This window comes from Arthrobacter sp. Soil_C_60 (assembly GCF_057656375.1).
Genome location: NZ_JBDGKM010000002.1, coordinates 572876 through 596949, shown reverse-complemented (window position 1 = coordinate 596949; position 24074 = coordinate 572876). Strand labels below are relative to the sequence as shown.

The following is a 24074-nucleotide window of genomic DNA, read 5'->3' as shown; positions in this document are numbered from 1 at the left end:
TTGTACCCATTAAGGGTAGGTCAGCAGCGCAAACCGGCGCATGACGCGCCGCACAATGTGAGCAACCCCTCCGGCGGGCGCCGGGCTGTAATGGAAGTCTCATGGCGGCGCGGGGAAACGTACTATGGTGCTGTGGCCGCCCGGCACCGACGCCGAAGGGCAGGACCACCAGACCGGACGGGGGTTCCGTCCGGCTGCCCACAGTTGATGACTTTTGGACTGGAGCCTGTCGCGTGCTTGATCAGACGACCATTGAGAAGATTGCCGATGAGCTGGTGGAGGCCGGGCGCACCCGTACCCCGGTGCCTCGGCTGACGGCCCGCTACCCGGAGATGACGGTGGAGGACTCCTACGCCGTGCAGAACCTCTGGCGGGAGCGCAGCGAAGCCAACGGCCGTAAGCTCGCCGGGCGCAAGATCGGTCTGACCTCCAAGGCGATGCAGGCCGCCACCGGCATTACTGAACCGGACTACGGCATCATCTTCGACGACATGATCCTCGAAAACGGCTGCACCGTGAAGTGGGACCAGTACACCCACCCCCGCGTCGAGGTGGAGCTGGCCTTCGTGCTGAACCGCGATGTCAAGGGCCCCAACGCTTCGATCTTCGACGTCCTGAACGCCACCGAATACGTGGTCCCCGCGCTGGAGATCCTGGACTCGCGGATCGAGATGGAAGGCCGCACCATCGTGGACACCATCTCCGACAACGCCGCCATGGGCGCGATGGTGATCGGCGGCAACCCGGTCCGCCCGCAGGACGTTGACCTGCGCTGGATCGCCGCGATCCTGTACAAGAACCAGACCGTGGAGGAGACCGGCGTCGCCGCCGGCGTGCTGAACCACCCGGCCGCCGGCGTGTACTGGCTGGCCAACAAGATCGCCCCGCACGGCGACCACCTCAAGGCCGGCGAAACCATCCTCGCCGGGTCCTTCACCCGCCCGATGTGGGTCTACGAGGGCGACACCGTGCACGCCGACTACGGACAGCTGGGATCCATCACATGCCGATTCGAGTAGAAGCAGCGCCGTCCTTCAAGGACCTCGTCAATGACGCCGACCGCACCATCGCGGGCATGTTCGTGTGCTCCGGCGACGCGGGCATCGCCGAAATCTGCGCCGGCTCAGGCATTGACTACCTGCTGATCGACGCCGAACACGGACCCAACGGGCTGGAGACGGTCCTGGCCCAGCTGCGCGCCATCGCCGGCTACCCGGCCATCCCCGTGGTCCGCGTCCCCTTCAATGATCCGGTGCTGATCAAGCAGTTCCTGGACATCGGGGCGCAGTCGCTGATCGTGCCCATGGTCAACAACGCGGAGCAGGCCCGGGCCGCGGTGGCTGCCATGCACTATCCGCCGCGCGGCATCCGCGGGGTGGGCTCGGCGCTGGCCCGTTCGGCACGCTGGAACCGCATCCCCGACTACCTCAACCGCGCCGAGGACCTGGTCACCCTGGTGGTGCAGGTCGAGGCGGCCGAGGCAGTCCAGAACGCGGCGGAAATCGCCGCGGTGGACGGGATCGACGGCATCTTCATCGGCCCGTCTGACCTGGCCGCCTCCATGGGCGTGCTTGGCCAGCAGGAGCACCCGGACGTGGTGGCCGCGGTGGTGAAGACCATCCAGGACGTGAAGGCCGCCGGCAAGTTCGTAGGGGTCAACGCGTTCGTCGAAGCCTCAGCGCGCCGCTACATCGACGCCGGGGCGGACTTCGTCAACGTCGGCGCCGACGTGGCCCTGCTGGCCCGCGGGACCGAGGCGCTCGCCGCCAAGTACATTCCCGAAGAGGCAGGAGTCGGAGCAGAGGCGCAGGCGCCCCGCGCCAGCTACTGACTTCCGCTGAGTGTGCAGCAGGTGCCCTTTTGAACGCTGGAAAGGGCATCTGCTGTCTCCTGGTTTCGGGAGTCTGGCTTACCGCAGGTACTCCCGGGCCTCGACATTAAGGGCGCGCCGCTTCACCGAGATCGCCTTGGCGTAATACCCGACCAGCTGCTCGCACAGCACCGGCCAGGTCCGGCCCTGGACGGACTCAAAGGCTGCCTGCCCGAAGGCCCGGCGCTTGATGTCGTCGCCGATCAGGTCCTGCACGCGGGACCGCAGTTCATCCAGCCGGCCGGGCGCGTAGATCCAGCCGGTCCGCGACTGATCCACCAGGTCCAGCGGGCCGCCCCGCCCCACCGCCACCACCGGCACCCCGGAGGCCTGCGCTTCCTGGATGGTCTGGCAGAATGTCTCGGATTCGCCCGGGTGGACAAACAGATCGAAGCTGGCCACCATCCGCGCCAGGTCTTCGCCGCCCTGGAAGCCGGCGAAGTATGCGTCGGGCAGCTTGGCACGCAGCGAGTTCTTCAGCGGCCCGGACCCCACGATGACCAGACGGGTGCCGGGGATGTCGGCGAGCACGGCAAGATCCTCCACCTGCTTCTCCGCGGCCAGCCGGCCCACAAAGCCGATGATCCGCTCGCCGTTGGGCGCGACGGAAGCCCGCCACCCGACGTCGTACTTCTGCGGGTGGAAACGCAAGGTGTCCACGCCACGCCGCCACAAATGCACCCGGCGCACGCCGTGGCTGTGCAGTTGGTCCACGGCGAAACTGGACGGCGCCAAGGTGAGTGTGGAGAGTTCGTGGATGTTCTCCACGTGCTGCCACAACAACTGCTCCAGCCACGGGGCACCGTAGCGCGCGGCGTAGGCGGGAACCTCGGTCTGGTAGATGGAGACGGCGGGGATGCCCAGCTGGTGCGCGGCCTGCACGGCCCGCCAGCCGAGGATAAACGGCGAGGCCACATGCACCACCTCGGGCATGAAGTCCGCGAAGATCCGCCGCAGCCGCGCCGGCGTTCCGGCGGCGACCCGCACATTGGCGTAGCCGCGCAGCGGGACGGACGGCAGCCGGTGCACCGGGTAGCCCTCCACCTCGGCCGGCGCCTCATCATCGAGCCACGACGACGTCGGCGCGATGACCAGCACGTCGTCGCCCCGCCGGCGCAGGTGCGCAATGACCTGCAGCAGCGAGTGGGTGACGCCGTTCATATGCGGCAGGAACGATTCAGCAACAATGGCGATCCTCACGCTTCTACCGTGGCGGCTGGGCGCAGACTCCCGGCGAGGACAGGGTTTCGCCCCGGTGAACACTTGCAAAAGACTCACGACGGCGCAGGTCCGGGCCGGTGGCGGGAGAAGCGGTCCGGGCACGCGGCGGGAGGCGGCTAGTGTAGTCGGGTGACTCTTGGACTCCTGACCGTAATCCTGGTGGCGATTTTCCTCGGCTCGGTGGCCCAGCGGATCGCCGGAGTGGGCTTCGCACTGCTGCTCTCGCCCATCCTGGTGATGCTGCTCGGCGCGCACACGGGGATCATGATGATCAACATCTGCTCGGTGGTCTCCTGCGGCCTGATCGTGCCGCGGGTCTGGGCGGACATCAACTGGAACATGTTCTGGTGGCTGACCATCCCCGCCACCCTGGGGACTATCGGCGGCTCCTTCGTTGCCGTCAACGTCCCGTCCGCGCCGCTGGTGGTCACAGTGGGTGCCATCGTCATCTTCGCCCTCGGCCTGTCCGTGGTGCTGCACCGCGCTTCCGTGACGGTGAGCGGGAATCCGCCCAAGGCGCTGGCCGGGCTGGGATCAGGACTGACCAACTCGCTGGCCGGCGTTGGCGGCCCCACCGTCAGCGCCTACGCGGTGCTGGCCCGCTGGCCGCAGCGCGAGTTCGCCAGCACGCTGCAGCCCTATTTCCTGGTGATCTGCCTAATCACCGTCGGCGTCAGGACCTGGCTTAACCCGTCCCATCTGCCGCAACTGGACTGGTGGATGTGGGCCGCACTGGGGGTCATGATCGTGGTCGGGATCTTCACGGGGGAGAAGCTGCTGCGGCACATCAAGGACGACCACGCGCGCGTGGCCGTCATCATCATGGCGTTCGTGGGCGCGCTCGCTGCGTTGATCAAGGGACTGCTGGACCTGGCCGGTTAAAGCTGGACTTCAACGATTAAATCCGTGCCGTTGTTCCCGTAGCGCTCCTTTTCCACCTGTTTCGTGCCCGCACTGGCTTTTTATTTTAAAGCAGGTATGGTCTCTCATACCGTTGTATTTCGCCTTGAAAAAGGAGCTGGAATGGCAGGAAAGTCCCCGCAGGGGTCTAACACCAAGAAACAGGGTAAATCTATCAAGGAAAAGCGTGCTGAGAAGCGCTCGAAGTCCTCAGCTGAGGAGGAGCTCATTCCCAAGCGCCGCAAGGGCGCCTAAGCTGGGGCTGGATGAAGAAACCTAGGCTGGCGGAAATCCGGAGGCAGTCCGCGGCATTCTTGCCGTGTTGATTTCCCGGAATATTCCGCCTTTCCGGGCGGCTGGTTCTTTTTGAACCAGCCGCCCGCTTCCATTTAAAGTCCTGTCATTCAGAAACCCCGTCAAAAATGATTGCCTAAAACACCTTTTCCCGAAAAGCGGATTTCCCTTTCCGCGCCGGTGAAAGTGCTGGACTGTCCCCCGCCCACCCGCTCAATTTTGGTGCTGGCTGCCCGTCGCTGCCCGGCGTAACATCTGTCTCGGGTGGCCCATGGTGCGAAGGAGCAGACCATGGAATGGATCCGGCCGGAAGACGCCGGCTACGACGAAGCGCGCACACTTTTCAACGCGATGATCGACCGGCGGCCGGCCGTCATCGCCCGATGTTCGAGCGCTGCCGACATCCGTGAGGCCCTGTCATACGGGCGGCAGCACGGCCTCGGAATCGCCGTCAGATCCGGCGGCCACTCCGTTGCGGGCATGTCCATGAACGAGGGCGGACTGGTCATCGACGTGCGCGGGCTGAAGGACATCGCCGTTGACCCTCAGGCCCGCACAGCAACGGTTGGCGGCGGCGTGACCTGGGGCGAGTTCGACCGGGCGGGGCGGCCTTACGGCCTGGCGGTCACCGGCGGCCGGGTCTCCACGACCGGCGTTTCCGGTTTCACGCTGGGCGGCGGCTCCGGCTGGATGGACCGCGCCTGGGGACTGGCCTGCGACAACCTAGTCTCCGTGGACCTCGTCACGGCGGCTGGGGAGGAAGTGACGGCCAGCGCCGATGAGAACCCGGAGCTGTTCTGGGCGCTGCACGGCGGCGGCGGGAATTTCGGCGTCGCTACCTCCTTCACGTTCAAAATGTACGACGTCGGTGAGCAGGTTCTATGCGGCCTGCTGCTGTGGCCGCTCGGACAGGCCCGGGACGTGGCGCGTGCCTACCGGGACTTCGTACCGGCCTCGCCCGAATCCCTGGGCTCCTGCCTGCTCTCGGTGATCGCGCCGCCCGAGGAGTTCGTGCCGGCCGAGCTGCAGGGGAAGCCGGCGCTGGGCCTTGTAGTGATCTATGCCGGCGACCCGGACGAGGGCAGGGAGGCGGTCCGGCCGCTCGTATCACTGCAGCCCGCGGCCGATATTGTCGAGCCCCGACCGTACGCGGATTTCCAGTGCATGCTCGACGACGCCCCGGGGCAGTTGAACTACTGGACGGCCGACTACCATGACGAATTTCCGGACGCGGCGCTGGATGTCTTCCTCCGGTTCGGGGAAGCTCTGCCGCATGAATCCTCACAGATGCTGCTGGCGCCTTGGGGCGGCCGGGCCGGCAGGGTGGACCCGGACTCCACTCCGATGGCCCGGCGCACTGCCCAATGGATGACCCACCCCTTTGCCGTGTGGCAGGACCCGGCGCAGACCGCTGAAGCCATTGGCTGGGCCAAGGGCTTCCGGCGCGATATCGCCCCTTATGCCAGCGGCGGCGTGTATCTGAACTTCATCGGCCACGAGGGGCAGGAACGCATCATGGCCGCCTTCGGGCCCGAGAACTACGCCAGGCTCGCCCGGATCAAACGGGACCTCGATCCGGACAATATTTTCCGCGGCAACCAGAACATCCTGCCCGCCGCAGGAGAGCCGGCCGAATGGGAAGGTGCCGTTGCCCCCTGAGGTGCGTGCCGCCGTCGTACGTTGACGCGTTTTCCTGCCGGGGCCTGTCAACCTCTAGCCCGAACCAGAACCGGCGCGTAGCGTTGAAAAGGTTCCCGCCGACGAGAAATCGCGCGGCCCGGCACGCGAATCATTGACAGGAGTTCCAGACATGAAAGCTCTGACCTGGCAAGGCAAACGTCAAGTGTCCGTCGAGGAGGTCCCGGATCCGGCCATCCAGGACCCCACGGATGCCATCATCCGCGTCACCTCCACCGCCATCTGCGGCTCGGACCTGCACCTGTACGAGGTGCTGGGCCCGTTCATGAACAAGGGCGACATCCTCGGCCACGAGCCCATGGGCATTGTGGAGGAAGTCGGCAGCGCCGTCACCAACATCAAGCCCGGCGACAAGGTGGTCATTCCGTTCAACATCGCCTGCGGGAACTGCTTCATGTGCGGCCTCGGCCTGCAGTCGCAGTGCGAGACCACCCAGGTCAGGGAGAAGGGGACCGGCGCGGCGATGTTCGGCTACACCGAACTTTACGGCTCGGTGCCGGGCGGCCAGGCGGAGTATCTGCGGGTGCCGCACGCGGACTACGGCCCCATCAAGGTGGCCAACACCAGCATTCCGGACGAGCGCTACCTGTTCCTTTCCGACATCCTGCCCACCGCCTGGCAGGCCGTGGATTACGCCAACGTCCCCGGCGGCGGCACCTTGGCCGTGTTCGGGCTGGGCCCCATCGGGCAGCTGGCCAGCCGGATCGGCAAACATCTGGGCTACCGGGTCATCGCCGTCGAACGCATTCCCGAGCGGCGGCAGATGGCGGAACGGCACGGCATCGCCACCTTGGACTGGACCCGGAACTGCGCCGATGACCTGCGCGACATGACCGGCGGACGCGGGCCGGACTCGGTGGTCGACGCGGTGGGCATGGAGTCGCACGGTTCGCCGGTGGCGGCAGCCGCGCAAGCCGCCGTCGGGGTCCTGCCGCACCCCGTGGCCAAGCTTGCCATGACGACGGCGGGGGTGGACCGGCTGGCCGCCCTGCACGCCGCCATCGATTCGGTCCGGCGCGGCGGTACCGTCTCGCTCTCCGGAGTCTACGGCGGGGAAGCGGATCCGATGCCGATGCTGAAGATGTTCGACAAACAGCTCCAGCTGCGGATGGGCCAGTGCAACGTCAAGCACTGGATCACCGACCTGCTGCCCCTCGTGGACGACGACACCGACCCGCTGGCTTTGTCCGATCTGGTCACGCATCGCGTCTCCTTGGACGAGGCGCCGGCCATGTACGAGATGTTCCAGAAGAAGGAGGACGGCTGCATTAAGGTTGTGCTTCAGCCTTAGTGTTGCGCTGGCTGCCGGGTGGCGGGACTGTTAGGACCGCCGCTTTGGCTGCTCCGCCGCGTCGCTGGCCGGACGTTGGCCCGTCAACTGGCACCATGGAGACAATGAAACTCAAATGGCGCCCGGGCGGGCAAAGCGGACTGCCCATGCCCCTCTGGCTGCAAGGGGGTTTCGAACTTTTCCAGAGCGCGCTGCTCTCGGCGATCGTCGTGTTGCTGCCGCTGGTCGGCGTGTGGTTCGCGGATGGGTTCGAAGACCGCAGCTTCGATTCGCTGGCCAGGCTTGGCGGACAGGCCTGGCTGCTGATCCATGGCGTGCCGCTGCAGTTGGAGATCCTGATGGGCACCACGTCCGCGGACACCGAGCGGGGAACGCTGTCCCTTGTCCCGCTCGGCCTGACGCTGCTGCCCTTCTTCCTGTCCTGGCGAGCGGGACGACGTCTGGCGCGTGCCGCGTATACCGACCAGCTATGGCAGGCGCTGCTCGGTGCCCTCGGCGTGTATGCCTTTGTCGGCGGCGCCACCGCTTATCTGGTGCAGACCGAGGAAGTGGAAATTTCCATGATGGCCGGCGCCCTGATACCGCTGATCCCGGCCGGGTCCGGCCTGATCATCGGGGCGTACCGCGCGGCCGGATCATGGGGCCGGCTGATCGGCGTCGACGCGGCCGCCTGGGTGGCCAAGGCCAGCCAGCACTCTCGCTGGGCCGGCTCCTATGTCTGGTCCGTCATCCGGGCAGGCCTGCTGGCCGTCACCGCCGCAGTCTGCCTGGCGGCCCTGCTGCTGGCCGTGGACATTGCCCTGCACTGGGCGGACATCATCGAGATCTACCAGGAGCTCAACACCGGCGTAGTGGGTGGCATCGTGCTCACTGTCGCGCAGCTGGGCCTGCTGCCGAACTTCGTTGGCTGGACGCTGGCCTGGTCCTCCGGCGCCGGGTTCGCCGTCGGCACCGGCAGCTCCATCAGCCCGCTCGCCACCACGGTGGGCCCGCTCCCGGCGTTCCCGTTGCTCGGAGCGCTGCCTACCGGCGAACTGACCTACGGCATGGCCGCCCTGCTGCTGCCTGTCGTTGCCGGCGTGCTGGCCGGCTGGTGGTTCCTGCGCGAGGGTGAAAACCACTTTGACGAATGGCTGTCGATCAAGGTCCAGACCCGCTGGTTCACTGCCGCGGCTTCCACCGTGGTTCTTGGCCTGCTGATCGGCGCCGCCGCCGGCGCCGGCACTGCAGTCCTGGCCTGGCTGTCCCGCGGTTCCCTGGGCATCGGGCGCTTTGTGGACCTCGGGCCGGACCCGATGTGGACGGCACTCTGGGTCGCGCTGGAAGTCGCTGCCGGCGTCGTTATTGGTTACGCCGTAGGTCCCTGGCTGGAGCGCGAGCCGCGCCGCGCTGCAACAATTCCGGCGGAGAGCCGCGGCAAGAAAGGCTAGCTTCCGCACCAGCGGCGACGGTTAGCCGCCGCCATAGTGACGGCGGATCCGTCAGCTCTGCGGGTTGAACAGGTTGCTGTAGTCGAGCAGCTTTTCCGAGTACTCGTTGGTGCACTGCGCCTGTGCGCTCTGCGTGACCGCCAGGCGTGTGCACTCCTCGTACTGGGCCGTGAGCGGCCAGAAGACCATTTGGGCCAGGGCGGTCAGCGCGAAGAAACCGCCGACGATGATGCCGAAAATGAACGTGATCCGAAGCGTCCCCGGCAGGCCGTGCCGGACTGACTTCACCAGACCCACGATCGAAACCACCACGGTGGCCACGGCCAGGACCAGCGCGGCAATCTTCCACGGCAGCGGCAACGCCGCCGCCAGGAATGTGCCCAGCACCAGCAACAGCAGAACCCGCAGATAGAGACTGGCGTTTTTTGTTTGTTCCTCGCTGGGCCGCGGCCGTGTGTCATGTTCCATGGGTTTAAGCCTAGGCGAGCCGGGAGCATAAAGTTGACGCATGCGCATCGTGGTACTCGTCTCCGGCTCCGGCACCAACCTTCAGGCAGTCATCGAAGCGGTGAAAACAGGGGAGCTCGACGCCGATATCGTCGCCGTGGGTTCCGACGTCCCGGGCTGCCTGGGGCTTGAGCGGGCCGAGGGCGCAGGGATCGAGACGTTCGTGGTGGCGCCGGCTGACCACGGCAGCCGGGCGGAGTGGAACCGCGCGCTCCAGGCCGCCGTCGCCTCCTATACCCCGGACGTCGTGCTTCTTGCCGGTTTCATGCGCATTCTGGATGCCGAATTCGTCGAGGCCTTCGACGGCCGCATGGTCAACACCCATCCCGCACTCCTGCCCTCCTTCCCGGGCGCACACGGAGTGCGGGACGCGCTGGCCCACGGCGTGAAGATTACCGGCGTCACCGTGCACATCGTCGATTCCGGCGTGGATACCGGACCTATTCTGGCGCAGGCCGCCGTGCCCGTCCGCGAGGAAGACACCGAGGAAATCCTGCACGAGCGCATCAAAGTGGAGGAGCGCAAACTCCTCGTGCAGACGCTCGCGGACCTCAGCACACGCACCAGTTAGCCTTTCTGGCGGTGATGGCGGCGCCAGCGTGGAACGCTGCTGTCCTCCGCGACTTATTGCGCTCCCTGAGCCCGGTTTCCTGTGGATAACCTTCCAGCCTTGTTAAACGTGTGATTACACTGGCTCGAATACGTCAGTAAGCAACCCGACCAGTGCATAGGGGTCTCGGTGAACCGCAGGACCAAATTCGATACTTTCACGCGTACCCGATCCTCGGTGTTTGCCGTACTGGCTGTGGCCGCTCTCGGTCTCACGGCCTGCGGCGGCGATGCAGAGGGCGAGCCTGGCACCTCTGCCGCACCTGCAACTTCGGCCGTTGCGGCTGAATCTGCTACGCCGACGCCTACACCAAGTGCCACTCCGGAATACAAGCCAGCTTCGGCTGATGGGCCGGCTGAGAACGTACCGGTGCCGAAAATGCCAGAACTCGCAAGCGAAGAATCCAAAGAAGGGCTCGAAGCATTCACTCTGTATTGGTATGACCTCCTGAATTACGCCTACGAGTCGGGAGACGTTAAACGGCTTCATAGCATCACGGAGGAATCATGTGTTCGTTGTAATGATGTTGCGAAGAATATTGGGGAATGGCATTCGGAAGGTCGCTGGCAGGTCGGTGGCAAAGTCGAGATAGATGGGACTGGGACTGATTTCGTCAGTAATTCCGCTGGTGAATATCATGTTGCAGTACAACTTGTATCAGGAGAGCTGCGTTACTACCTTGCCGATGGCACGTTGCACGGAACAACTCCAGAATCTGACATGCAAGTCGATGTTCTCGTCGCCCGTTATGAAGAAGGGGCATGGCAGACGGTGGATGTAGGCGTCGCTGGGGATGTGTAGAAACAATGAGGGGAACCCTTTTCGATCGATCGAGGCACCGGATCTCCTGTCAAGTGCTCTCGACGACGCTGGTAGCAGCCGCCGTAGTGGGCTTGAGCCACTCCGTCGCATTCGGAGCGCCAACGTCAATCTTGTTGCCATTTGCGAAGTCCACAGACGAGCCTCCTAAAATGGACTCCGATTGGGCAGGAGGGAAGCCTACTGTCACTTCGTATTACCCGGTAGCTGATGGTGGGGGGTGGACTAGCAGCCCGCATGCACTCCCGAAACCGGACACGGTTTTTCGGTATGAGATCGCGTGTATGGATGAAGGGCGAAACAACATTGATATAGCATGTCTCGGCGCCCTTCCCGAATGCGATGCAGCCGATGATGGTCGAGTCGTTTTCTGGGAGTCAGCCTCGACCCTTGTCGACCCCCTACAGTGGCGCCGGTTGGATGGATATTCGTGCCTGTATGCGGAGGAGCCTGTGGATGTCATGGACCTCATCGCTGAGGATATCCTTCGGGCGTTTCGTGATCTGCCGATAGAGGCAGGTGAAGTGATCGGTCAGCCGGCTCCGCATACTTTGCGCGGCGCCGAGACGAATTTCTATGCAGATGCCGGTGAACAATCGGCCGACTTCGAGCTTCATGGTCAAGAGATCCATCTTGAAGCCCGGCCGGTCCAGTATGAGTGGGATTACGGAGATGGAGCCCGTGGCGGACCATTTCTGTTTCCTGGCGGTCCTCTGCAAGAAGGCGAATGGGGAACGAAAACTGCCACCAGCCACGTCTTCGAGGAAACGGGAGACTTTGCTGTTGGCCTTACAGTGACTTACCGCGCTACTTACACTGTCAACGGTGGCGTCGTTATCGATGTCCCTGGCGATGCCGAATTTTCTGCCGAGCCAGTCACTACAAGTGTTTGGCGTTCCGTGGTGAACAACTTTGCGGATAACTGTCTTGAGAATCCGAACGGGGCCGGCTGCTGATCGGCGGCACCGCGCCCGCTTACTCGCCAACTGGCAAGTAAGCGGGCCGGGTCAAAGGACTCAGTGCAGTTCTGCGCCTTTGGTCTCGGGGGAGAACCTGGCCATCCAGAGGACAGCGATCAGTACTAGGCCTCCGGCGATGGCGAAGGACCAGGCTAGGCCGAGGTAGGGCCACATGATCGAGACGAAGATCAGCGGTCCGAAGCCGGCGCCGATTCGGGAGAACGTTGAGGCCCAGCCGAAACCGGAGCCTCGCAGTTCGGTGGGATAAAGCTCGGAGACGTACGCGTAGAGCACCGGGATGGCGATCTGGACGACGAAGCCGTAGACCAGCAGCCAGGTGATCACGGCTGCAGGGACCTCGATCACCAGGGCCACGATGACCAGGATCAGAGCTGAGAGCGGTCCGGTGACCGCGAGGATCCACTTCCGGCCCGTCTTTTCCACGAAGTACGCGGCGACGATGACGCCCAGCAGCCCAACGCCTGCCATGCCGGCAGTGGTAATGAAAGCGCGGACTTCTGCGAAGCCGGACTCGATCAGAATGCGTGGCATCCAGGTCAGAGCCAGGTAGTAGACCAGCAGAATGCTGAAGAATAAGGCCCACGCCGCCGTCGTTATTTTCCAGTTGTGTTTCCAGATGGCCGGGAACTGTTCAAAGATGTTGCCAACGGTAAGCTTCGGAATGGCCTCGGGCTCGGGCAGCCGCCATTCGGTCGGCGTGCCGCCGGTGCGTCTGACCAGATCGTTGATGACGTGGGCGGCTTCTTCGCCGCGGCCCTTGCTGATCAGGAACAGGGGAGACTCAGGGACGGATCGGCGGATCCAGAAGACCAGAAGCGCCGGAAGCACCATGATCAGCATGGTGTAGCGCCAGTCCGCCAAGGTGGCCATGATGCCGGCGGAGACGAAGCCACAGAGGGCAGCGCCGACGGGCCACCAGCCGTCCATTGCGGTGAGGACTCGGCCGCGTTGTTTGCGTGGCGTGAACTCCCCGACAAGCGCGTAGTCCACGGGCACGCAGCCGCCGAGGCCGAAGCCTGCGATGAAGCGGAAGATGCAGAACCAGACAATGTCAGGGGCGAAGGCGCCGAAGACTGTGAAGATGGAAAAGACCAGCAGCGTCGCCGTGAAGGCTTTCTTCCGTCCGATGAGGTCGGCGATGGTGCCCCAGACGAACGCTCCGACTGCCATGCCGATGAGGTTTGCGGTGCCGATCCACGCTGCCTGTGACGGTTCGAGGCTCCAATGGTCGGACAGCAAGGGGATCAGCACGCCGTTGAGGGTGACGTCCCACGCGTCGAACATGAACCCCAGGCCGCCGATGATGAAGACCTTCCCCTGCACCCTCCAGCGCCAGGGGAGTTCCTGCACTATGTGGTCGCCCGTGGGAATCCTCTGGGTTTCGGTCATGACGCCTTCCCTTTGCACCTACAAAAACTCTACTGCGCCCGGTCTCGAGATGTGCCGTGCGGGCAAATCATCAAAAATGAGAACTCTCTCATCGGGTTCTCCTGTTTATCTCACGTTCCAGGCGCAATGTTGCTACCAGCAAGGCACTCGGCTCGCATCGAAGGATACTTCTCATGAACAAGCGGAACATCTGGATCGCAACGGGCTCCCTCGGAGTCATGGCACTTGGCATGGGGGCAGCAGTTGCCGATAGCGGGACGATTCCCCAGGACCTTGGCAGCAGCATCACGGCACAGGCAGAAGTTTCGGCAAGCACGCCTGTGCTGGAGCGGGCAGTTTCGCCAGCGGAAGCGAACGTCTGGGACCAACAGCTTACGACGGCGGATTCGCCCACCAGCGCGCATACGGCAGCCTCGCCTGCGTCCCCTGTTTCCGCGCAGTCCGCGGGATCGCCAATGTCCGCGCAGTCCGCGGCCTCGCCGATGTCGGCCCAGTCTCCTGCTACGCCGGAGTCGGCGCCAAGCCCGGTCTCTTCGCCCAGTCCGGCGTCCGCCCCGAGCGCAGATACCGCCGCTGACTAAGCCCGCCAAAGCCGGTTCAACAGACCCGCCGAGCCCCGGATGTTCCCCCATCCGCCGGGGCTCGGCGCATTTAGCTCTGCCTGGCCGGAAGGTTGGCCGCGGGGGAGTGGCCTGCCCGGCGCCACTTCATACTCTCCGCTCAAGACACCCGTGAACTAAACTGATGCCATCCCCCATACTTTTGCATCCTTGGAGATTTGCGTGAGCTTGAAGCAGCTTGACCGTGTTCCCATCCGCCGGGCCTTGATCTCGGTGTACGACAAGACCGGCCTGGAGGAGCTGGCGCAGGGCCTCCACCAGGCAGGCGTACGCATCGTCTCCACCGGTTCCACGGCCAAGAAGATCTCCGCGGCGGGCATCCCCGTAACAGAGGTGTCCGAGGTCACCGGCTTCCAGGAGTGCCTGGACGGCCGCGTCAAGACCCTGCATCCGCTGGTCCACGCCGGCATTCTGGCCGACCGCCGCCGCGAAGACCACATCCAGCAGCTCAAGGAGCTCGGCGTCGAAGCATTCGACCTCGTCGTCGTCAATCTTTACCCGTTTGTCGACACCGTGAAGTCCGGCGCCGGCCAGGACGAGGTAGTGGAGCAGATCGACATCGGCGGACCGTCCATGGTGCGCGCGGCCGCGAAGAACCACCCGAGCGTCGCCGTCGTCGTCGATCCCACCAAGTACGCCGACGTGGTGACTGCCGCAGCCGAAGGCGGCTTTGACCTGACCGCACGACGTCGGCTGGCGGCTGCCGCTTTTGCGCACACCGCTGCGTACGACAACGCCGTGGCCTCCTGGACCGCCGCGCAGTTCGGCGACGATACGGATGAGTCCAACCAGTGGCCGCCGTACGCCGGCCTGGCTCTGGAGCGCTCGGAAGTGCTGCGCTACGGCGAGAACCCGCACCAAGGCGCTGCCCTGTACGTCGAGAAGGGCGCGACGCCGGGCATTGCCCAGGCCGACCAGCTGCACGGCAAGCCGATGAGCTACAACAACTTTGTCGACGCCGACGCTGCCCTGCGTGCCGCCTTCGACCATGCGGAACCTGCCGTGGCGATCATCAAGCATGCCAACCCGTGCGGTGTCGCCGTGGCCACGCCCGGCGCCACCGATCCTATTGCGGACGCCCATGCCAAGGCCCACGCCTGCGATCCCGTTTCCGCCTTCGGCGGCGTGATTGCTACCAACCGCACGGTGACCGCCGGCATGGCCAGCACCGTCAAGGACATCTTCACCGAGGTTGTCATCGCGCCGGACTTCGAGCCCGAGGCCGTGGAGATCCTCTCCCGCAAGAAGAACATCCGCCTGCTCACCCTCCCGGACGGCTACCGCCGCGACCCGGCCGAAATCCGCCAGGTATCCGGCGGCGTGCTGGTCCAGGTGTCCGATACGTTGGAGGCCGACGGCGACAGCCCCGCGAACTGGACGCTTGCCGCCGGCGAGGCCGCCGATGAGAAGACGCTGGCCGATCTGGCCTTCGCCTGGAAGTCCATCCGTGCCGCCAAGTCCAACGCCATTCTGCTGGCCAACGACGGTGCCGCGGTGGGCATCGGCATGGGCCAGGTCAACCGGCTGGATTCCTGCAAGCTCGCCGTGGAGCGCGCCAATACTCTGGGCGTGGCCGTCGACGGCGGTGCTGACGCCGCCGGGGGAGCCGCCAACGTTGAAGGCGGTGCTGCGCCGGAGCGGGCCCGCGGTGCAGTGGCTGCATCGGATGCGTTCTTCCCGTTTGCGGACGGACTGCAGATCCTGATCGACGCCGGCGTCCGCGCCGTCGTCCAGCCCGGTGGCTCGGTGCGTGATGAGGAAGTCGTGGCGGCAGCCAACGCCGCCGGGATCACCATGTACTTCACCGGAGCGCGCCACTTCTTCCACTAAACAGTTCCGCCACTGGCAAGTCAGGCCGGCACCCCTTGCCAGCGCCGTGCCGGGCACCTAGGTTCAAAGCAACCGTTGTGCCCGGCAACGGCGTTTAAGGGGTAGGGATGCTTCCGCTGCAGACCGTTGGATCAGCCGGCTCGTCCAACGTATGGGTCGGCCTCGCCGTCGTACTCATTGTGGTGGCGGCGGCGCTGGCGTTCTGGCTGGTGCCGCGGTTCAGGAAGCCGCGTTCCCGCTCCGCGCAGGAGCAGGCAGCAGTCCGTGAGGCCGAAGCACCCGGCGGTGCCATGCGGGACACGCACCTGGAACACAACAACGATGTGCACCGCGGCCAGATCTTCGGGCCAGGTACCGGGTTCTAGCCGCTGCGAATCAATGTGACATGCCTGCTTGGCGCGTCAGAAGCGCGGTCATGAAATGGCGCATATCGGGCCGCGATAGGGATCGAAGCGGCCTCCTCAGGTAAGTTAGATGGTGAATTCAACAGGATTTACAGAGTTCCGTAGACCTTAGGGAGACGCCTCACCAATGGCCAAGATTATCTATACCCACACCGACGAAGCGCCGATGCTGGCCACGTATTCGTTCTTGCCGATTGTCGAGGCCTTCGCTTCGACGGCAGGTGTGGAGGTGGAGACCCGCGACATCTCGCTGGCTGGCCGCATCATCGCCGTCTTCGGTGACTACCTCACTGAAGACCAGCGGACCGGCAACGCGCTGGCCGAGCTCGGAGAGCTGGCGAAGAAGCCCGAAGCCAACATCATCAAGCTGCCGAACATCAGCGCGTCCATCCCGCAGCTGAAGGCCGCCATCGCCGAGCTTCAGGGCAAGGGCTACGCCCTGCCTGACTACCCGGACAACCCCTCCTCGGACGAGGAGACGGACATCCGCTCCCGCTACGACAAGATCAAGGGTTCCGCCGTGAACCCGGTCCTGCGCGAAGGCAACTCGGACCGCCGCGCACCGCTCTCGGTGAAGAACTACGCCCGGCAGAACCCCCACTCCATGGGTGCCTGGTCGGCCGATTCGAAGACCAACGTCGCCACCATGGACGCCGATGACTTCCGCTCCAACGAGAAGTCAGTGGTCATTCCGGCCGACGACACGATCAAGATCCAGCTTGTTGCCGCCGACGGCACCGTCTCCGTCCTGAAGAAGGACTTCCCGGTTCTCGCCGGCGAGGTCATCGACGGCACCGTGATGCGCGCCGCCGCACTGGACGAGTTCCTCGCCGCCCAGGTTGCCCGCGCCAGGGAAGAGGGCGTGCTCCTCTCCGCACACCTGAAGGCCACCATGATGAAGGTCTCGGACCCCATCATCTTCGGCCACGTGGTCAAGGCGTACTTCACCGAACTCTTCGAGACCTACGGCGAGCAGCTCGCTGCCGCAGGCCTGAGCCCCAACAACGGCCTGGCCTCCATCCTCAACGGTCTTGAGGAACTGCCGGCCGACGTCCGCGAAGGCGTCCAGGCTGCGATCAAGAAGGGCCTGGAAGAGGGCCCGGCACTGGCCATGGTGGACTCCGACAAGGGCATCACCAACCTGCATGTTCCCAGCGACGTGATCGTGGACGCTTCCATGCCGGCCATGATCCGCACCTCCGGCCACATGTGGGGCCCGGACGGACAGGAAGCCGACACGCTCGCCGTGCTCCCGGACAGCTCCTACGCCGGCATCTACCAGGTTGTCATCGACGACTGCCGTGCCAACGGCGCCTACGATCCGACCACCATGGGCACGGTTCCGAACGTTGGCCTGATGGCCCAGGCCGCCGAGGAATACGGCAGCCACGACAAGACGTTTGAGATCCAGACCGCCGGCACCGTCCAGCTCGTGGACAGCTCCGGCACCGTGCTGATCGAGCACCAGGTTGCCCCGGGCGATATCTGGCGCGCCTGCCAGACCAAGGACGTGCCGGTCCGCGACTGGGTCAAGCTGGCCGTCAACCGCGCCCGCGCATCCAACACTCCGGCCGTGTTCTGGCTCGATGAAACCCGCGCCCACGATGCCAACCTGATCGCCAAGGTCAAGGAATACCTGCAGGACCACGACACCGAGGGCCTGCAGATCGAGATCATGTCCCCGGTGGAGGCCACCGCCTTCACCCTGGAGCGCATCCGCAAGGGCGAGGACACCATCTCCGTCTCCGGCAACGTGCTGCGCGACTACCTGACGGACCTGTTCCCGATCCTCGAACTCGGCACCAGCGCGAAGATGCTGTCCATCGTTCCGCTGATCAACGGCGGCGGCCTGTTCGAAACCGGCGCCGGCGGATCGGCTCCGAAGCACGTGCAGCAGCTGCTGAAGGAAAACCACCTGCGCTGGGACAGCCTCGGCGAGTTCCTGGCCCTGGCCGTCAGCTTTGAGCACCTGGCCAACTCCACCGGCAACAAGCGTGCGCAGATCCTGGCCGACACGCTGGACCGCGCCACCGGAACCTTCCTGCTGGAGGACAAGTCGCCCAAGCGCAAGGTCGGCGAGCTCGACAACCGCGGCAGCCACTACTACCTCGCCCGTTACTGGGCCGAGGAACTGGCCAAGCAGACCGAGGATGCCGAGCTGGCGAAGTCCTTCGCCGCCGTTGCCGACGCCCTGACCTCCAACGAGGATGCCATTATCGGCGAGCTGCTCGCCGTGCAAGGTTCCCCCGTTGACATCGGCGGCTACTACGAGCCGGACGACGCCAAGGCCGCCCAGGTCATGCGCCCGTCGGCCAAGCTCAACGAAGTTCTGGCCACGCTGAGCTAGGCACTGGTCAGGCACAGCCAAAAGCCTGAAGCGTACGACGCCGGCCCGCACCTTTTCGTTCAAAAGGTGCGGGCCGTCGTCGTACTTTGGCATGAACCGCCCCTGGCAAAGAGTCGCCCGCGCTATTTGGGCCGCCCGCAGTTGGGGCAGGCGGGAGTTTAGGGTTCCCAGGGGCTGAGCCCCAGCTGGTGGAACCGGGCAAGGGAGTCTTCCAGTCCCCAGGCCCGCACGATCAGGCCGTCTTCGAAGGTGAAGAAATACACTTCATCAACCTTGTTGAAGCGGCGTCCGGTGGGAGCGTGGCCTCGCCAAATCCCGAGGTGGGTGCCGGAGCAGCGGAACCGGGCGGCCACCGAGGAGTCGTCCGAGCTCAACTGCACTACAGACGTCCGGACGTCCGGGAACGAAACCCGGAACGGCTCGATCCAGCGGCGCACGACCGGCACCATCCGGGGGACGTAGAACCGTTCCAAGGCGGCCAGATCCCCGCCCACCAGGACTTCGTCAACCAGTTCAATGATGGCTGCTTTGTGGGAAGTGTTCATTGGCCCGGTCAGGATTGCTGCCGTGAACCATTCATGCCTACACACTAAACCCGTCCGGTGGAACCATGTCAGGTCTTCGTTAGGTAGGTGCCGGATCCGTTGCCCGAGTGGGGCAGGATAGGAAGCATGCGATTTATTCCGAAGCGTCAGGCGTCTACCACCCGGTCGGTGTCGAGCACGCTAAAGGCCGATCCGGACGCGGTGGAGTCCGCCACCGGACCAGGGGTGAAGCCGCAGGAGGCGCGGGGGATATTCGCCGCCGGGGTTGACCGCACGGCTCTGTGGACCGGCCGCGCCGTTGTCATCGCCATCGGTCTGGTGCTGGCCTGGTGGCTGGTTCGTGCGCTGTGGTCGGTGGTTTTCCCGACGATCCTGGCCCTGCTGCTGGCCAGCATCTTGTGGCCGGTGAACCGGCTGGCCCGCCGCATCATGCCCAAGGCGCTGGCGGCCTTTGTCACTGTGCTCGCTGCGTTGGCGGCCGTGGTCGGAGTGCTGATGCTGGTGATTCCGTCGCTCGCCTCGGGAACCGCGGGGCTGGCCGGGAAGGCCCGTGAGAACCTCGGGCAGATCACGCAGTTCCTTGCGGGGCCGCCGTTCAATCTGGAAAACGCGGACCTGAATTCCCTGGTGGACAGCGCGGTATCCCAAATCCGCCAGCACGCCGGCGACATCGCGTCGGGAATCACCACCGGTCTGGGCGCCATCACATCGGGCACCGTGATCTTCGTGCTGGTCCTGGTTTTCACCTTCTTCTGCCTCAAAGACGGCGACCGTTTCCTCGCCTGGACCAGCCGCTGGACGGACGCCCGGGTCTACGTCCACGCCGCCGCGATGACCTCCCGGGCTTGGCAAACCCTGTCCGGCTACATCTCGGCCCAGGCCGCCGTCGCTTTGGTCGACGCGGTCTTCATCGGCGCCGCCCTGTTCATCCTGGGCATTCCGCTGGCCTTTCCTTTGACCGTCCTGATCTTTATCGCTGCCTTCATCCCGGTGGTCGGTGCGGTGGCAACGGGTTTGTTGGCCGCCCTGATCGCCCTGATCTCCCACGGCTGGGTCACGGCCCTGATCGTGCTCGGCGTGGTGATTGTGGTTCAGCAGCTGGAGAGCAATCTCCTGCAGCCGTTCCTGGTCGGGACCCGACTGAAGATCCACCCGGCCGTGGTCCTGGCCTCGGTAACGGTCGGCGGCACCCTGTTCGGCATCGTCGGAGCTTTCCTGTCGGTACCCACAACCGCGGTGGGAATTGTGGTGCTGCGGTACCTGCGGGACGTGGTCTTCCCGGTCCAACCGGAGGGTGATGCAGAGGCAGAGGGTTCAGACAGCAGCCCACCGGAAGCAGAGGCAACCGTGGCGGGTGCCCAGGGCGAGCGGGATTAGCTGCCCAATGTCAGGCTGATCCTGTCTGACCCAAGACGTCCAAGTAATGCTGGTTGTACATCACACCGAGAATGTTGCCGAACGGGTCGACCACTGAAGCGGTCACGAACCCCTCACCTCGCTCAATGATGGGTTCGTGCTCAGAGGCGCCCATGGCGAGTAGCTTCTCCATCGCGCCCGGCAGGTCGTCGACATGCCAGAAGACGACGGCGCCAGCCGGTGATGCAGCGGCACCGTGAGGTGCGTAGCGGCTGTCGATAATCCCCAATTCGTGTTGGTAATCGCCGATACGGAATTCTACGTAGGCGGGCGGGCCCTGTTCCGGCCGCACGAAGTAGGCATCCACGCCCAGCAACTGGCTGTACCAGTCCATGGCTGCCGTGACATCTTCCGCATAGAAGCTGACAGTAGTGAGTCCTCGCAGCATCGGCTCTCCCTCGTAGGTGACGGCACACGGCCGCCATTGGTTTCTGCCGCCAAACCGGGCGTCTTGACCGGAGCAGTTAACCCGCCGCACCCTCCACCGGCCAGGTGTGGACCGGCTCGTTGGTATGCATGTTGTGCGAATACTGCCGCGTCATCTCGGCCAGCGCTGCCGGACGGTCCAGCCCGCCTGCTTCAAGCAGCCGCAAGGTCTTGAGCTGCCAGTTGGCGCCGTTCTGCTCCGTCTGGGCGCGGGAGCGAAGGATCTCCATGTAGCGGTCGACCAGATCCGGGGCCACACGAAGATCGGCCAGGCCCTCGGCGGCCAGCGGCAGCAGATGGCGGATAATCAGCTCCACCACCGGAATGTCTCCGATGCCCGGCCAATAGACGGTGGCTTCCAGCCCCTGCTTGGCACAGTTGATGAAGTTATCGGCCGCGCTCTTGAATGCGAGCCGGGACCACAGCGGCCGGTCCGCCGTCCTGATCATCCGGACCAACCCGAAGAAGAAGGCAGCATTGGCCACGGTATCCACCACGGTGGGCCCGGCAGGCAGCAGCCGGTTTTCGAGCCGCAGGTTGGGCATGGTGTCGCCGGGGTCATAGATGGGACGGTTCCAGCGGTAGACGGTGCCGTTGTGCAGGCGGAGTTCCGGCAGCAGCGGTGCGCCGGCCTTGGTCTGTTTGCCGGTGGTCCGCGAGAGCTCCGGCAGCAGGGCGGGGAAGTAGCGGACGTTCTCTTCGAACAGGTCGAAAATCGAGGTGATCCACCGTTCGCCGAACCACACGCGGGGCCGGACACCTTGGTTGCGCATTTCCGGCGGCCTCGTATCGATCGACTGCTTGAACACTTCGATCCGTGTCTCGTGCCAGAGCAGCTTCTCCATGAATACCGGCGAATTCGCCGCCAGCGCCACCTGCGGGCCGGCGACGATCTGCGCCGCGTTCCAGACCGGCGCGAATTCGGCGGGCTGGACCTGCAAGTGCAGTTGCACGCTAGTGCAGGCGGCTTCCGGCGCAATGTTCTTGGCATAAAAGGACAGCGATTCGATTCCGCGCAAGTCCATCAGCACGTCTTCGCCGCGGGCCTGCAGCACCGAAGTATTAAGGGCGGCATAACGCTTCCCGGCACTGAGCCAGGACATGTCTTCCACCAGGGCGCGTTTGAGCGTCGGCAGGATGCCGATCATGAGGATGCGGGCCTTTGCCGATGCGGCGCGTTCATCCGCATGGTTCAACTGGTCGCGCAGGCTGTTCTCGAGCTTCTCAAGCCCCCGGCCGGCCACGGCGAGGGCAGGATGGTTGAGCTCAATGTTGAAGGCGCCGATCTCGGTTTGAAAAGCCGGATCGGCGATGGCCTCGAGCACCGCGGAGTTGCGTAGCGCGGGGGAGCAGTCCGAGTTGGTCAGGTTCAGCTCCATCTCCATACCAATGGAACCGGTTCCGGCGAACTCGGCGGTGGCGAGGTAATGCCCGAAGCTTTCCAGGTTTTCCAGCAGACGTTCACGGTAACGGGTGCGCTGCTCACGGCTGAACGTCTTGGTTTTGACTTCTGAGCCCATGCTTGAAGGTAACCACCACGCGGGCACCTTGTATAGAGTGCGGGCCACCAGCCGACGGCCGCCACCCAAGGCGGCGGCCCCTCACCCGGAAGGGTAAGGGGCCACACTCCACGCGTCGACCGGGATTACGCTTTGACTGACTTCTGGTCATCGGTCGCTTCGGCGGTATCGACCGCCACCGTTTCAGCCGCTCCGGTGACAACCTCGATCTTGCGCGGCTTGGCCTTCTCGCTGACGGGGATGGACACCGAGAGCACGCCATTTTCGTACCGAGCGGAGATGGCATCGATGTCGATGCCCTGACCCAGATTGAGCTGGCGCAGGAACGAGCCGCCTTCGCGCTCGCGGGTGAGCCACTTGACGCCTTCCGCGCCACGCACGGTGCGCTCGGCCCGGATAGTCAGCAGCTGCCCGTCGACGTCGATGTCAACGGATCCCGGATCAATCCCGGGCAGGTCCGCGTTCAGGATGTAGTGGTCGCCGTCGCGGTACAGATCCATCGGCATCGGCCGCAGGCCCGGGCGGTTTTCCAGCAGGGCTCCCGCGACGCGGTCCAGTTCACGGAATGGGTCAAACTTCATGGCCATTGTCATCAACTCCTTCGCACGCCCCGAACGGAGCGGTTGTCTTTGGCTAACATAGTTGAGTCACCTTCGCTCAACTACGTTTATAGATTAGCACTCAGGTAGGAGGAGTGCTGACTCTTTTGATAGCTGTCAGCGAACAAATGAACAACCGATTCACCCAATCCTCTGGACTGGTGCTGCCAACGGACGTAGCCTGAAATTCGGTAGCAAAACTGGTCGTCACGGGGGTGGTCACGGTGCGCGTTGAGCCGCTGTCCCGTGTTCCAGTCCTGGTGCGCAAGGTCGTGCTCACAGCTGCAGCCACCGCCGGATTCGCTCTTTTCGGGATCGCCGGCGCGAGTGCCGCGGATGCTGACGACGGACTTCTGACGGAAGTGCTCAGTTCAGAAACCCAAAGCACGACGGCGGCGCTCACCGAGGAGCTCATACCCGTTACCGAAGAACCTGCGGCCGTGGGGGAAGAGGTCGCCCCGGTTGTCGAAAAGGCCGCCGCTCCTGTGGGCGCTGCTTCGGAGTCCGTCGCCCAGTCCGCGCAGCCGGTTACGGCGGCAGCGCACGAGGTAGCTGGCGCTGTTGCCTCCGTATCCGATCCTGTCCTTGAAGCAGCCGCGCCCCTGACCGAGCCGGTGCTCGAAACGGCAGCAGATGTAGTGGAACCAGTCGTTGAGACGGGTTCTGCCGCTGTGCAACCGGTAATCACTCCGGTTGTCGAAGCCGCGGCACCTGTTGTGGCACCTGTCGTCGAAGCAGCAGCACCTGCTACCGCCCCGGTGATCGAAGCTGCTGCTCCCGTCGTCGATCCGGTCGAAGACGGCCCGACCGCGGATGCATCATCTGTCTCCGTTGCGGTAGCTGAGGTTCCCAGCAACCAGCTGGCGGATGGCCCTGCCGAAGTCGCTCCCGCCGATACCGCCGCTGGTACATCGGACAACCGCCAGAAAGACGAGCACGAAGCAGCGCCCGCTCGGGCAGAACCTCAACCAACTCCGGCCCAGTTCTTGGCCCAAATTTCCCACACACCTTCAGCGGTCGCGGACCAGGATGCCCATAGTGCTGCCGTGGAGTCGTATCCCGGCCAGCCCGTCGCGGCTCCGCCGCCCGCCGTCCCAGCAGGCGTTGGCGGAAGCGGCACTGCTGCCGCTGGCGGAAGTGCATCCGCCGGCCAAGGCGCTGCTGACGTGCCTTTTTCTAATCTGCTCGCGCCGTTAGCCAATTCGGGTACTGCCCATGGCTCGGCCTGGAGTCTGCCCGCTTCACGTTCTTCGGATCCCGGTTCCTCTCCTGATTGATTCTGGTCCACGCTGCCCTTTTACCGGCAGTACAAGGACCATGGCCACCCGCAACAGGGCGGCGACAGATTCAATCAGGAG

General features: G+C 64.6%; 23 protein-coding genes. 16 read left to right on the top strand and 7 right to left on the bottom strand.

The features are described 5' to 3' along the window. Positions 1–233: 233 nt before the first annotated feature. The gene (hpaH, locus tag AC3A4M_RS06515; RefSeq protein WP_074699314.1) at positions 234–1019 is read left to right on the top strand and encodes a 2-oxo-hept-4-ene-1,7-dioate hydratase; all 786 of its coding nucleotides are present in this window, start codon (positions 234–236) and stop codon (positions 1017–1019) included. Continuing rightward, entirely contained in the window at positions 1004–1831 is an 828-nt protein-coding gene (locus AC3A4M_RS06510) for an aldolase/citrate lyase family protein (RefSeq protein ID WP_498734723.1), read from the top strand. Before hpaH ends, AC3A4M_RS06510 begins: the two co-directional genes overlap by 16 nt. A 78-nt stretch (positions 1832–1909) precedes the next feature. Here AC3A4M_RS06510 and AC3A4M_RS06505 read toward each other — a convergent pair whose 3' ends face one another. Continuing rightward, positions 1910–3070, bottom strand: coding sequence for a glycosyltransferase family 4 protein (locus tag AC3A4M_RS06505; RefSeq protein WP_498734722.1), 1161 nt, complete (start codon positions 3068–3070; stop codon positions 1910–1912). Positions 3071–3220: 150 nt separating this feature from the next. Here AC3A4M_RS06505 and AC3A4M_RS06500 point away from each other — a divergent pair, with 150 nt between their 5' ends. The 5 genes from AC3A4M_RS06500 to AC3A4M_RS06480 all read left to right on the top strand — a co-directional run bounded on the left by AC3A4M_RS06500 (position 3221) and on the right by AC3A4M_RS06480 (position 8704). Further along, the gene (locus tag AC3A4M_RS06500) at positions 3221–3973 is read left to right on the top strand and encodes a sulfite exporter TauE/SafE family protein (protein WP_498734721.1); all 753 of its coding nucleotides are present in this window, start codon (positions 3221–3223) and stop codon (positions 3971–3973) included. 63 nt (positions 3974–4036) lie between these two features. Continuing rightward, complete coding sequence (locus AC3A4M_RS06495; protein ID WP_170837925.1) at positions 4037–4246, top strand: hypothetical protein; 210 nt, start codon at positions 4037–4039, stop codon at positions 4244–4246. 330 nt (positions 4247–4576) lie between these two features. Next, positions 4577–5944: an FAD-binding oxidoreductase gene (locus tag AC3A4M_RS06490; RefSeq protein WP_498734719.1), complete on the top strand. Its 1368-nt coding sequence runs from the start codon at positions 4577–4579 to the stop codon at positions 5942–5944. A 151-nt stretch (positions 5945–6095) separates the two neighbouring features. After that, a complete protein-coding gene (locus AC3A4M_RS06485) occupies positions 6096–7274 on the top strand; it encodes a zinc-dependent alcohol dehydrogenase (protein ID WP_498734718.1) in 1179 nt (392 codons plus the stop codon). A 104-nt stretch (positions 7275–7378) separates the two neighbouring features. After that, positions 7379–8704, top strand: coding sequence for a cell division protein PerM (locus AC3A4M_RS06480; RefSeq protein WP_498734802.1), 1326 nt, complete (start codon positions 7379–7381; stop codon positions 8702–8704). Positions 8705–8755: 51 nt separating this feature from the next. Here the strand turns inward: AC3A4M_RS06480 and AC3A4M_RS06475 are convergent, their stop codons facing one another. Next, the gene (locus AC3A4M_RS06475; RefSeq protein WP_498734717.1) at positions 8756–9172 is read right to left on the bottom strand and encodes a hypothetical protein; all 417 of its coding nucleotides are present in this window, start codon (positions 9170–9172) and stop codon (positions 8756–8758) included. A gap of 40 nt (positions 9173–9212) precedes the next feature. On the opposite strand from AC3A4M_RS06475, the gene purN reads away from it, so the two are divergent. The 3 genes from purN to AC3A4M_RS06460 all read left to right on the top strand — a co-directional run bounded on the left by purN (position 9213) and on the right by AC3A4M_RS06460 (position 11596). Beyond that, positions 9213–9782 carry a phosphoribosylglycinamide formyltransferase gene (gene purN, locus AC3A4M_RS06470; RefSeq protein ID WP_498734716.1) on the top strand — a complete coding sequence of 190 codons (570 nt, stop codon included), beginning with the start codon at positions 9213–9215 and terminating at the stop codon, positions 9780–9782. A 168-nt stretch (positions 9783–9950) separates the two neighbouring features. Beyond that, a complete protein-coding gene (locus AC3A4M_RS06465) occupies positions 9951–10622 on the top strand; it encodes a DUF6318 family protein (protein WP_498734714.1) in 672 nt (223 codons plus the stop codon). Between the two features lie 479 nt (positions 10623–11101). Then, positions 11102–11596: a PKD domain-containing protein gene (locus AC3A4M_RS06460; protein WP_498734713.1), complete on the top strand. Its 495-nt coding sequence runs from the start codon at positions 11102–11104 to the stop codon at positions 11594–11596. A gap of 60 nt (positions 11597–11656) precedes the next feature. On the opposite strand, the gene AC3A4M_RS06455 is transcribed toward AC3A4M_RS06460, so the two are convergent. Next, positions 11657–13009, bottom strand: a complete 1353-nt coding sequence (locus tag AC3A4M_RS06455; RefSeq protein WP_498734711.1) for an MFS transporter — start codon at positions 13007–13009, stop codon at positions 11657–11659. 173 nt (positions 13010–13182) lie between these two features. On the opposite strand from AC3A4M_RS06455, the gene AC3A4M_RS06450 reads away from it, so the two are divergent. From AC3A4M_RS06450 to AC3A4M_RS06435, 4 genes are all read left to right on the top strand, one after another. Then, positions 13183–13590, top strand: a complete 408-nt coding sequence (locus AC3A4M_RS06450; RefSeq protein WP_498734709.1) for a hypothetical protein — start codon at positions 13183–13185, stop codon at positions 13588–13590. A gap of 201 nt (positions 13591–13791) precedes the next feature. Further along, the gene (purH, locus tag AC3A4M_RS06445; RefSeq protein WP_498734708.1) at positions 13792–15459 is read left to right on the top strand and encodes a bifunctional phosphoribosylaminoimidazolecarboxamide formyltransferase/IMP cyclohydrolase; all 1668 of its coding nucleotides are present in this window, start codon (positions 13792–13794) and stop codon (positions 15457–15459) included. Positions 15460–15566: 107 nt separating this feature from the next. Beyond that, positions 15567–15824 carry a hypothetical protein gene (locus AC3A4M_RS06440; protein WP_498734707.1) on the top strand — a complete coding sequence of 86 codons (258 nt, stop codon included), beginning with the start codon at positions 15567–15569 and terminating at the stop codon, positions 15822–15824. A 166-nt stretch (positions 15825–15990) separates the two neighbouring features. Further along, positions 15991–18210: an NADP-dependent isocitrate dehydrogenase gene (locus AC3A4M_RS06435; RefSeq protein WP_498734705.1), complete on the top strand. Its 2220-nt coding sequence runs from the start codon at positions 15991–15993 to the stop codon at positions 18208–18210. A 158-nt stretch (positions 18211–18368) separates the two neighbouring features. On the opposite strand, the gene AC3A4M_RS06430 is transcribed toward AC3A4M_RS06435, so the two are convergent. Then, the gene (locus AC3A4M_RS06430) at positions 18369–18755 is read right to left on the bottom strand and encodes an ester cyclase (RefSeq protein ID WP_498734704.1); all 387 of its coding nucleotides are present in this window, start codon (positions 18753–18755) and stop codon (positions 18369–18371) included. A gap of 168 nt (positions 18756–18923) precedes the next feature. Between AC3A4M_RS06430 and AC3A4M_RS06425 the strand changes: the two genes are divergently transcribed. Then, entirely contained in the window at positions 18924–20132 is a 1209-nt protein-coding gene (locus tag AC3A4M_RS06425; protein ID WP_498734703.1) for an AI-2E family transporter, read from the top strand. 10 nt (positions 20133–20142) lie between these two features. Here the strand turns inward: AC3A4M_RS06425 and AC3A4M_RS06420 are convergent, their stop codons facing one another. The 3 genes from AC3A4M_RS06420 to AC3A4M_RS06410 all read right to left on the bottom strand — a co-directional run bounded on the left by AC3A4M_RS06420 (position 20143) and on the right by AC3A4M_RS06410 (position 22704). Beyond that, entirely contained in the window at positions 20143–20559 is a 417-nt protein-coding gene (locus tag AC3A4M_RS06420) for a VOC family protein (RefSeq protein WP_498734702.1), read from the bottom strand. Positions 20560–20635: 76 nt separating this feature from the next. Then, a complete protein-coding gene (locus AC3A4M_RS06415; RefSeq protein WP_498734701.1) occupies positions 20636–22117 on the bottom strand; it encodes a glutamate-cysteine ligase family protein in 1482 nt (493 codons plus the stop codon). Positions 22118–22242: 125 nt separating this feature from the next. Continuing rightward, a complete protein-coding gene (locus AC3A4M_RS06410) occupies positions 22243–22704 on the bottom strand; it encodes an Hsp20/alpha crystallin family protein (RefSeq protein ID WP_498734699.1) in 462 nt (153 codons plus the stop codon). A 236-nt stretch (positions 22705–22940) separates the two neighbouring features. Here AC3A4M_RS06410 and AC3A4M_RS06405 point away from each other — a divergent pair, with 236 nt between their 5' ends. Then, a complete protein-coding gene (locus AC3A4M_RS06405; protein ID WP_498734697.1) occupies positions 22941–23993 on the top strand; it encodes a hypothetical protein in 1053 nt (350 codons plus the stop codon). Positions 23994–24074: the final 81 nt, after the last annotated feature.

Coding starts and splice junctions, on each gene's coding strand:
- AC3A4M_RS06455 (WP_498734711.1), bottom strand. CDS start 13,009: ATGACCGAAACCCAGAGGATTCCCACGGGCGACCACATAGTGCAGGAA.
- AC3A4M_RS06435 (WP_498734705.1), top strand. CDS start 15,991: ATGGCCAAGATTATCTATACCCACACCGACGAAGCGCCGATGCTGGCC.
- AC3A4M_RS06420 (WP_498734702.1), bottom strand. CDS start 20,559: ATGCTGCGAGGACTCACTACTGTCAGCTTCTATGCGGAAGATGTCACG.
- AC3A4M_RS06480 (WP_498734802.1), top strand. CDS start 7,379: ATGAAACTCAAATGGCGCCCGGGCGGGCAAAGCGGACTGCCCATGCCC.
- AC3A4M_RS06485 (WP_498734718.1), top strand. CDS start 6,096: ATGAAAGCTCTGACCTGGCAAGGCAAACGTCAAGTGTCCGTCGAGGAG.
- purN (WP_498734716.1), top strand. CDS start 9,213: ATGCGCATCGTGGTACTCGTCTCCGGCTCCGGCACCAACCTTCAGGCA.
- AC3A4M_RS06440 (WP_498734707.1), top strand. CDS start 15,567: ATGCTTCCGCTGCAGACCGTTGGATCAGCCGGCTCGTCCAACGTATGG.
- AC3A4M_RS06490 (WP_498734719.1), top strand. CDS start 4,577: ATGGAATGGATCCGGCCGGAAGACGCCGGCTACGACGAAGCGCGCACA.
- AC3A4M_RS06460 (WP_498734713.1), top strand. CDS start 11,102: ATGGACCTCATCGCTGAGGATATCCTTCGGGCGTTTCGTGATCTGCCG.
- AC3A4M_RS06475 (WP_498734717.1), bottom strand. CDS start 9,172: ATGGAACATGACACACGGCCGCGGCCCAGCGAGGAACAAACAAAAAAC.
- AC3A4M_RS06450 (WP_498734709.1), top strand. CDS start 13,183: ATGAACAAGCGGAACATCTGGATCGCAACGGGCTCCCTCGGAGTCATG.
- AC3A4M_RS06410 (WP_498734699.1), bottom strand. CDS start 22,704: ATGGCCATGAAGTTTGACCCATTCCGTGAACTGGACCGCGTCGCGGGA.
- AC3A4M_RS06510 (WP_498734723.1), top strand. CDS start 1,004: ATGCCGATTCGAGTAGAAGCAGCGCCGTCCTTCAAGGACCTCGTCAAT.
- AC3A4M_RS06430 (WP_498734704.1), bottom strand. CDS start 18,755: ATGAACACTTCCCACAAAGCAGCCATCATTGAACTGGTTGACGAAGTC.
- AC3A4M_RS06415 (WP_498734701.1), bottom strand. CDS start 22,117: ATGGGCTCAGAAGTCAAAACCAAGACGTTCAGCCGTGAGCAGCGCACC.